This is a genomic window from Thermomonospora echinospora (genome assembly GCF_900108175.1).
Lineage (GTDB): Bacteria > Actinomycetota > Actinomycetes > Streptosporangiales > Streptosporangiaceae > Thermomonospora > Thermomonospora echinospora.
In genome coordinates, this window is record NZ_FNVO01000002.1 from 731,303 (window position 1) to 740,376 (window position 9,074).

6 protein-coding genes are annotated in these 9,074 nt (G+C 71.6%); 5 read left to right on the forward strand and 1 reads right to left on the reverse strand.

The genetic code is table 11. The features are described from left to right. Nucleotides 1-72 precede the first annotated feature (72 nt). Together C4U03_RS07605 and C4U03_RS07610 are read left to right on the forward strand one after the other, a co-directional pair. On the forward strand, nt 73-3,501 hold the full coding sequence (locus tag C4U03_RS07605; RefSeq protein WP_235017704.1) for a bifunctional glycosyltransferase/CDP-glycerol:glycerophosphate glycerophosphotransferase: 3,429 nt from the start codon (nt 73-75) through the stop codon (nt 3,499-3,501). Between the two features lie 188 nt (nt 3,502-3,689). Continuing rightward, nucleotides 3,690-4,670: a CDP-alcohol phosphatidyltransferase family protein gene (locus tag C4U03_RS07610; protein ID WP_103936909.1), complete on the forward strand. Its 981-nt coding sequence runs from the start codon at nt 3,690-3,692 to the stop codon at nt 4,668-4,670. 356 nt (nt 4,671-5,026) lie between these two features. Here C4U03_RS07610 and C4U03_RS07620 read toward each other — a convergent pair whose 3' ends face one another. Beyond that, nucleotides 5,027-6,709 carry a hypothetical protein gene (locus C4U03_RS07620; protein WP_146087280.1) on the reverse strand — a complete coding sequence of 561 codons (1,683 nt, stop codon included), beginning with the start codon at nt 6,707-6,709 and terminating at the stop codon, nt 5,027-5,029. Between the two features lie 363 nt (nt 6,710-7,072). On the opposite strand from C4U03_RS07620, the gene C4U03_RS07625 reads away from it, so the two are divergent. The 3 genes from C4U03_RS07625 to C4U03_RS07635 all read left to right on the forward strand — a co-directional run. Continuing rightward, the gene (locus C4U03_RS07625; protein WP_103936911.1) at nt 7,073-7,471 is read left to right on the forward strand and encodes a phosphomannose isomerase type II C-terminal cupin domain; all 399 of its coding nucleotides are present in this window, start codon (nt 7,073-7,075) and stop codon (nt 7,469-7,471) included. Nucleotides 7,472-7,489: 18 nt separating this feature from the next. Next, on the forward strand, nt 7,490-8,614 hold the full coding sequence (locus tag C4U03_RS07630) for an acyltransferase family protein (RefSeq protein ID WP_103936912.1): 1,125 nt from the start codon (nt 7,490-7,492) through the stop codon (nt 8,612-8,614). Nucleotides 8,615-8,725: 111 nt separating this feature from the next. After that, on the forward strand, nt 8,726-9,074 hold a 349-nt coding region (locus C4U03_RS07635; protein WP_160146922.1), incomplete at its 3' end, for a cytidylyltransferase domain-containing protein.

Here is a 9,074-nt window from a genome sequence, read left to right on the forward strand (position 1 = left end):
TTGCAACCGCGCGCCTGCACCCCCGCGCCGCCGCGACCCGGGAGGATTGTGTCCCCGCTGCTCAGCGTCGTTGTGCCGTTTTACAACGCCGAACCGTTTCTGCACGCATGCCTTGAGTCACTAGAGCGCCAGAGCCTGCGCGACCTTGAGGTGCTCATGGTCGACGACGGCTCCGCCGACGGCGGCGCCGCCGTCGCCAAGGAGTTCGCCGAGCGGGATCCGCGGTTCCGGCTGCTCCAGCAGGAGAACCAGGGAGTGGGGACGGCCCGCGACCTGGGCGTCGGCCATGCCACGGGTAAGTACCTGGCCTTCGCCGACGGCGACGACGTGGTGCCGCGGCACGCCTACAAGCGGCTGGTCGGCTCGCTGGAGAGCACCGGCTCGGACCTGGCGTGCGGCAACGTGCACCGGCTGAACGGCACCGAGACCGCGCAGTCCGAGACGCACCGGGGCCTGTTCGGCAAGGCGGCCGAGGGCCTGAAGGTGGCCCAGCGTCCCGAGCTGCTGCGCGACCGGGCCTGCGGGAACAAGGTCTACCGCCGCGAGTTCTGGGACCGGCACCGGCTGCGGTTCCCGTCCGGCCCGCACGAGAGCGCCCCGGTCACCGTCAAGGCCTACGCGCTGGCCTCGTCGATCGACCTGCTCAAGGACACCGTCTACCTGTGGCGCGGCACCGACGCGGTTATCGGCGAGCACATCGACGGCCCGGCCCTGGCCGAGCGGCTGCGGGCCGCCCGCGACGTGCGCGGCGAGCTGGCCGGCTACGCGCCGCAGCTGCTCGCGGCCTACGACGCCGAGGTGCTGGTCGGCATCGAGCTGCAGGCACTGCTGACGGCCCTGCCGCGGGTCGCGGACACCCACCAGGAGATGCTGACCGCGCTCGGCGCCGAGCTGGCCGAGCCCCTCGCCGCGCAGACCCTGCGGGCGACCGCGGCCATCACCCGGCTGCAACTGCACCTGCTGGGCCGCCGCAAGCTCCCCGAGCTGCTGGAGGTGCTGCGGTTCGTCACCGTCGGCGGGCTGAAGGAGACCCCCGTGGTCCGCCGGGGCCGCAAGCGCACCTGGTACGCCGCCTACCCCTACTTCGAGGACCCCGGGCAGCAGATCCCCCTCGATGTCTACGACGTCACCGACGAACTGCTGCCGGTCGCCCGGCTCGACCGGGCCACCTGGGTCGACGGCCGGCTGCGCGTCGAGGGGCACGCCTACATCCCGCGGCTGGAGGCGGCCACCCCCGACGAGGCGCGCATCCGGCTCTGGCTGCGCGGCCCGCACCGGCTGATGCGGATCCCGCTGTCGGTGCAGCGGCGGGTGCACCGCCCCGACGTGACCGCGGCCAGCGGCCAGTCCGTCGTCTCCCACGACGGGGCCGGGTTCGTCGCCGAGATCGACCCCTCCTCGTTCAAGGTGCTCGGCAAGTGGCGGACCGGCGACTGGAAGCTGGGCGTGGAGGTCGCCTGCCAGGGGCTGCGCCGCCGCCGGACCCTGGGCGCGCCGACCGCGGCCAACCGGCGGTGGCCCCAGGACATGGAGGTCGCCCCGGGCGTGCACGTGCAGGTCCTGGAGGTGGGACGCAGCACGGCGATGCGGGTCAGGCAGGTCACCGCGCAGCTCACCGGCCACCGCGTGGACGACGACGCGCTCGAACTGCGGGGCTGGACGACGGCCGCCGCCCCGAAAGAGCTGGTCGCCACCGCTGAGCAGAGCGGGCGCCGGATCCGGGCCAAGGTCGCGCTGGAGCCCGGGTCGGACGGCCGCTCCGCCTTCCGCGCCCGGCTGCCGCTGGCCGAGCTCCTGGCCGACCTGGACAAGGGCGGCTGGGACATCTCCCTCGGCGACGAGCACAAGGTGCTGTTCGGCGAGGACCCGGCGGAGGCCCGGTACCTGGTCCGGGATGGGGAGACCCCACTGGAGCTGGCCCTGCTGCGCAGCCGCTTCGGCAACCTGCGCGCCATGCTGCGGACGCCGACCCCGGTGGTCACCCGGATCGGCTGGTCCGGCGACGAGCTGACCGTGTCGGGCACCTATGCCGGCTCCGACCGGCCCGACCGGCTGCTGCTGCACCACCAGCGCTTCTCCGACACCCACCCGCTGCCGCTCACCTGGGACGGTGACCGCTTCACCGCCTCGTTCCGGCCCACCCGGATGCCCTCGCTCGGCCTGGAGCGCCCGCTCGGCAAGGGCCGCTGGGACCTGCTGGCGCCGTCCGTGGACGGCGACCGGCCGGTGCTGGTGGAACGGGCTAAGTTGCGCACCCTGCCCGACCCGCACCTGGTCGGGGTGCACGAGATCAACGTGCTCACCTACGCCACCGACGCGCTGCGCCTGCAGGTCCGGGTCCCGCTGGGCGAGGATGCCCAGGGCCCGTACGCCCAGGCGCGGCTGCGCAACGACTTCTACCCGCGCCAGCGGCGGGAGCCGGTGCGGGAGCTGGCGGTGTTCGACGCCTACCGGGCCCGGCAGTACTCGTGCAACCCGCGCGGCATCTTCGAAGAACTGCGCCGCCGCGACACCGGCATCGAGTGCGTATGGGTCAGCCGGGACGGCCAGTTCACGCCGCCCGAGGGCGCCCGCACCGTGCTGACCGACAGCCGTGAGCACTACGAGGCGATGGCCCGCGCCCGGTTCGTCTTCGCCAACTGGTCGCTGCGCCCCTGGTACGAGAAGCGCCCCGGGCAAACGTACGTGCAGTGCTGGCACGGGACGCCGCTGAAGAAGCTCGGCTACGACGTGCACGACATGCCGTACAAGCGCAACCAGGGCCTGATCTGGATGGAGCACGACGTCCCCCAGTGGGACTTGCTGCTGTCGCAGAACGCCTTCTCGGTGCCGCTGTTCCGCCGCGCGTTCCGCTACGAGGGCGAGGTGTTCGAGAGCGGCTATCCCCGTAACGACCTGCTGCGCCGCCCCGGCCAGGAGGAGCTCGCCGCGCGGGTGCGCCGCCGGCTGGGCATCCCGGAGGGCAAGCGGGTCATCATGTACGCGCCCACCTGGCGCGACGACCTGAACGTGGACCTGGGCGCCCACGCGTTCCAGCTCAAGCTGGACATGGCCGCGGCGGAGGCGGCGCTCGGCGAGGACCACGTGCTGCTGCTGCGCACCCACTACCTGGTGACCGACCGGCCCAAGTCCAAGACCGGCGGTTTCGTGGTGGACGTGGCCAACTATCCCGACATCGCCGAGCTGTACCTGATCACCGACGTGCTGGTGACCGACTACTCCTCGGCCATGTTCGACTTCGCGGTCACCGGCCGGCCGATGGTCTTCTTCACCTATGACCTGGAGCGCTACCGCGACCACGTCCGGGGCTTCTACTTCGACTTCGAGGCCGAGGCCCCCGGTCCCCTGCTGCGCACGTCCGACGAGGTCATCGACGCGCTGCGGGACCTGGACCGGCTCCCGGCCACCTACGCCGACGCGTACGCGGCGTTCGCGGCGCGGTACTGCCCGCACGACGACGGCCATGCCGCGGCGCGGGTGCTCGACCGCCTGCTGGGTTGAACGGGTGATTGCGAACCAACCAACTTTTCCAGACCGAAAAGCGTCATACGGGTAGCCTGGTGTCTTCCGGCCCCGAGCCAGCCGCCCACGGCCCGGTACACCGGTCGTTCCCCCCCAGAGCCCGAGGCCTGCGCGCCGTTTTCCCCGACGGCGGCCTCCGGGACCCCCCTATGAAAGGAATGTGCTCGATGGCATTCACGCTCGAGGACGTTCGTTCGAGGACGTACAAGGCGCGTGACGCATGGTGGACGGTGCTGCTCGTCGACCCGCTGGCCTCCCGGCTGGTGAAGTTCACCGCGAACCGGACCGGGGTGACGCCCAACCAGCTCACCACCGGGGCGTTGTTCCTGGGACTGGGCGCGGCGGCCTGCTTCGCCACCGCCGAGACCACCTGGCTGCTGGTCGGCGCACTGCTGTACCACTTCTCGTTCGTGCTCGACTGCATGGACGGCAAGGTCGCCCGGCTGAAGGGCACCGGCTCGGTGTTCGGCGCCTGGCTGGACTACATCTTCGACCGGGTGCGGGTGCTGGCCTGCGCGATCGCGCTGATGGGCGGCCAGTACGCGGCCACCGGCAACGTCGCCTTCGTGTGGACCGCCCTGGCCGTGGTCTTCCTGGACATGCTGCGCTACCTGGACGCGCTGGAGATCTACAAGGTCCGTTCGCAGATGCGCTCGCGGCTGGTCAAGACGCAGCAGCGGGTCGCGGAGTTGGAACTGGCCACCCGCACGGTGCCCGACGAGGTCGACTCCATGCTGGAGAGCGCCACCGGCAAGGTGGTCGAGGAGTCGGTCCAGCCGCACGTGCTGATGCAGCAGGGCTTCAACCAGCGGTTCCCCTGGTACGCCCGGGTGCGCAACGGGCTGATGCGCGGCCGGATCCGCCCGCACCTGATCAGCGGCATCGAGTTCCAGATGGCGGTGTTCATCGTGGCCCCACTGCTGGCCGTGCTGACCTCGCACGCCATCATCTGGACCACCGCGCTGGCCGGGGCGGGCCTGCTGTTCTTCGAGCTGGTGATCATCTACAAGTTCTACCTGTCCAGCCGGGACTTCGCGCGGATCTCCACTGAGCTGGAGGCCAAGATCACCGAGTACGAGGCGCTGCTGCCCCCCGAGCCCGAGCAGGCCGAACAGCCCATCCGACCCGCCGTGGGCCACACCGCCTGACCTTTCAGATCCCATGGCCGGGCCACGGTGGGGCACCACCGGCCCGGCCACCAGCCTTGGTCTTCACCGCCGGCCGCAGGTTCCGCCACTTCGGCGGCCTGCGGCCGGTCGTCGTTTTGGCTTCCTCCCCCGCCTCAAGGCCGGGGATTCCAGCGGTCGCCCGCTGGGTTTCCTGCTTCACCGCCGGTCGCCCCGTCCGGGAGGACTCCCTTTGGGGTCTTACACCGTCTCCATAGGCGTTTCGCCTCTTCGCCAGCACGGCGGCGAGAAGGCCGGTCGGTCTCCGCCGCGTTCACCGGCCACGGCCAGGCCTCACTTGCATCAGGTTGCGACCCACAACCCACCGCGTCCGCTGGCTACGGCTCGGCGCGCGTCGTGTCCGCGGGCTCAGGTACCGCCGCGTCCGCGAGCCGCGGCCCGGACTCGACCGCGGTCACGGGCTCCGACTCGGCACGCACCGCGTCCGTGGGTTCCTGTGCCATCGCCTCGACGGGCTCGACATCCGCAGGCTCGACGTCAGCGGGCTCGACGTTTGCGGGCTCGACGTCAGCGGACGCGGCGTTCGCGGGCTCGACGTCAGCGGGTTCGGGGGGCGTCCGGCGTGACTCTGGGATCAGCGCGAAAGCGACGGACAGGAGCGCGAACGGGATGGCCGGCAGCACGTAGCGGTAGTCGAAGTCCGCGGTCGCGGCGGGCACCACCAGCAGGGCCAGGGACACCGACCAGGGCAGCAACACCCGCCCGCCGAGGCGCCGGATCCGGACCAGCATGCCGACGAGCCCCACCAGCAGGAACGCGCCGAGGAAGGGGCCGCGCACGTACGCCCAGGACTGGTAGTCGCGGATCCACTTGCCATAGGGCTCCACGACCCGCGCCCGCGCCGTGTCACCGCCGTAGGCGTACCCGTAGGCGGCGTCCCGTTCGCTGAGGATCGCCCCTTCCCGGAAGTGGTACTTGCCCTCCGTCCAGGGCGTCGGGTAGGCCTCACGTTCCCACTCGAAGGCCCGCAGGGTGTCCCGGAGGACGACCGCGGCGTAGTCGCCGGGCTGCTTCTTGATGGCCGCCCAGGCGAACTCCCCGGCCAGTTCGTTGGCCTTCGGGTCGCGGATGCCGCCGGGCAGCTTGTCGAACCCGGAGCCGGGCTCCCACATCGCCGCGAAGGCCGGCGCGATCCGCGGGTTGCGCGGCACGCCCTCACGGCACAGGATCGCCACCTCCGGCCGGGGCTTGATCACCGAGCAGTCGGCGAAGTCCACGGTGCGCCCGTACAGCCAGATCTGGTCGGAGTTGCTGAGCGCGAACCTGCCGTGCACCGAGTCGTACCAGGACATGTAGCCCAGCATCGGGATCGCGCAGGCGACCAGCGCCGCCGCGATCGCCCGCCACCCGGCGCGGCGGACCAGCATGCACACCACCAGCACCAGCAGCAGCGGCAGTCCGACCGAGCGGGTCAGCGCGGCGCACGCCATCAGCAGCCCGGCCAGGGCGCCGGCCCACCATGGGGGCCGCGCCCGCCACACCGCCACCGTCACCGCCGCCGTCAGCAGGAAGGTGAACAGCAGGTCCGACATCAGCAGGTGTTCGAGCTGGATCTGGAAGGCGTCCAGCAGCACCGGCGCGCTGAACGGGACCGCCACCAGGCCGGGCAGCCACCGCTGGCGCGGCCAGGCGGCCCGCGCCGCCCGCCACACCAGCGCGTAGACCAGCATCCCGATCGCCACGCCCAGCGCGTGCTGTACGCCGACGACCCACAGCAGGCTGTGCCGGGGCTGCAGCATCCACAGGAACAGCGAGTAGCCGCTGGGCCGCAGGTCGGACGGCTCGAACCGCAGCGTCGACTCCAGATAGGTGTGCGAGTCGCCGAACCACAGCGCCGTCGGGTAACCCAGCACGGCGATCCACCGCAACGCCACCGCCACGGCCAGGACCAGCGCGAACAGGCCGTGCGCCACGACGAGCCGGCCCAGTCCCGCCACGGCCGAACGGATCGCCCGGCCGGCCGCCCGCAAGGCCGGTCCGCCCGGCCGCGCAGTGTCCACCACGTTCCCCACGTCGGCCCTTTCCAGCCCACAGCATGACTCGTCGCGCAGTCCGGAACGGTGCCCGGCCGCCGACCGGCCCCTCAGCTGACGGGTGGGGAGCGCGGCCGGTGTACAGGGGCGGGCCCGTGTCCGCGGGCACGCCGGGACGGCCGCGCGGGCACCGCCCGCGCCGGAGCCGCGGTCGCCCACCTCAGGATGTAGATCATCTCGGCAGACGCCCGCCCGGCGCAAACACCGCCGCGCCCCCGGCCCGCACCGATGACGCGGGACGTTCAGCTTCCGGTCAGGCTGCCGGCGGACGGAGTTCAGCCAGCCGCGCTTGCATCGTCGGATCGTCCGGCGTCCCCATGGAGATGAGCCTTGTCCCCCCTGTCGTCCACCCCGTCGTCCACCTCGACCGGCCCCGCCGCCCGGGAGCGGGAGATCCTGACCGAGCAGCGGCCCTGGGGCGGCTTCGAACGGTTCACCTGGAACGAGCCGTCCACGGTCAAGATCATCCATGTGGCGCCCGGGCAGCGGCTCAGCCTGCAGCGGCACCGGCACCGCGACGAGCTGTGGGTGGCGCTCGACCCCGGCGCGGTCTTCGAGGTGGCCGGCCGCCGGATCGAGCCCGAGGTGGGCCAGCGGGTGCTGGTCCGGGCCGGGGACACGCACCGGCTCGGCAGCGCGGGCCCGGCGGTGCGGGTGCTGGAGATCGCGTTCGGCGACTTCGACGAGGACGACATCGAGCGCCTCGAAGACGCCTACGGACGCGCCTGACCCGCCCCCGGTCCTGCGATGGCCATCGCAACCGAGCACGCAACCGAGCACGCGGCCGAGTCCACGGCCGAGCCCGCCCGCGCCCCGGCGAAGACGGCCGCCCGGCCCGCCCGGGACCCGTTCTTCGACAACGCCAAGTTCCTGGCGATCGTCCTGGTGGTGGTGTTCCACGCCGTCGAGGGGCTGCGCGACGTGCCCGCCGTCCGGGCGGCCTACGTGTTCGTCTACATGTTCCACATGCCGGTGTTCATCGTGCTCACCGGCTACCTGTCCCAACGGTTCACGTTCTCGCCGGGACGCACCCGCAAGCTGGTCACCACCCTGGTGGTGCCGTACGTGATCTTCGAGATCGGCTACTCGGTCTACTTCTGGTCGCGGTCGGGCGGCAAGCCGCTGGACATCAGCCTGCTGCGGTCGTCCTATCTGATGTGGTTCCTCATGGCGCTGTTCCTGTGGCGCCTGTCAACCCCGCTGTGGCAGCAGATCCGCTGGCCGCTGGGCTTCGCCGTGGGCATCTCGCTGCTGTCGTTCATGACGGAGCTGCCGCCGGAGCTGACCCTGCAGCGGACGCTGGGGCTGCTGCCCTTCTACGTGCTGGGCCTGATGTTGCGGCCGGAGCACTTCGCACCGCTGAAGCGGCCCCGCGCGCGGGTGCTGGGCGCGGTCACGCTGCTGGTCGCGTTCGCGGGAGCGGCCACGGTCGGGCGAGACCTGCCGCACAAGTGGGTCTACTGGAACCACGGTCATGAGGCGCTCGGCCTGGACAACGTGTCCGGCACGCTGATGCGGGCGGCGATGCTGGTGGCCGCGATGGTGCTGGTGGCGGCCTTCCTGGCCGTGGTGCCCGCCCGGCGCACCTGGTTCACCGCGCTCGGCTCGGCGACCCTGTACGCCTATCTGCTGCACGGCTTCGGCGTGCAGGGGCTCAAGGCCCTGGGCGTGTACGACGTCGAGTGGCTGCACACCGTGCCCGGCGCGGTCGTGCTCGCGGCCGGGGCGGCCGTCGCCGGCACGTTGCTGTGCAGCGGGCCCGTCGTCCGGGCGACCCGTTGGCTGGTCGAGCCGCGCATTCCCTGGATCTTTCCGCCGCCTTCGGCGGGGCACGGGCCTGCGATGCGGCCGCGGGCGGGAACCGAACATTAGAGCTTCGGACAGCCTCCGTTAACTCTCGGGTCACTGCCACGGACATATCGGTCCCTACCGTCGGTTTCCTCTGCGGTTTATCCCCCCTTCGAATTCCAGGTCAGGAGGCACGTGCGCGTCGTCTGCGTCATTCCAGCCAGGGGCGGTTCCAAAGGTATTCCTCGTAAGAATCTTGCTCCGGTCGGTGGTCGTCCGTTGGTGGTGCGGGCGGTGGATGCCGCTGTGGCGGCGCCGCACGTGGACGTGGTGGTGGTGAGCACCGATGATGCGGAGATCGCCGGGGTGGCGGCGGCTGCGGGCGCGCGGATCGTGACCCGTCCGGCGGATCTCAGCGGTGATACCGCCTCGTCGGAGTCGGCGTTGTTGCATGCGCTGGATGAGCTCGGCGGTGGGCTTGGTGGCGAGCTTGGTGGCGGGCTTGGCGGTGGGCCTGAGGTGACGGTGATGGTGCAGTGCACCA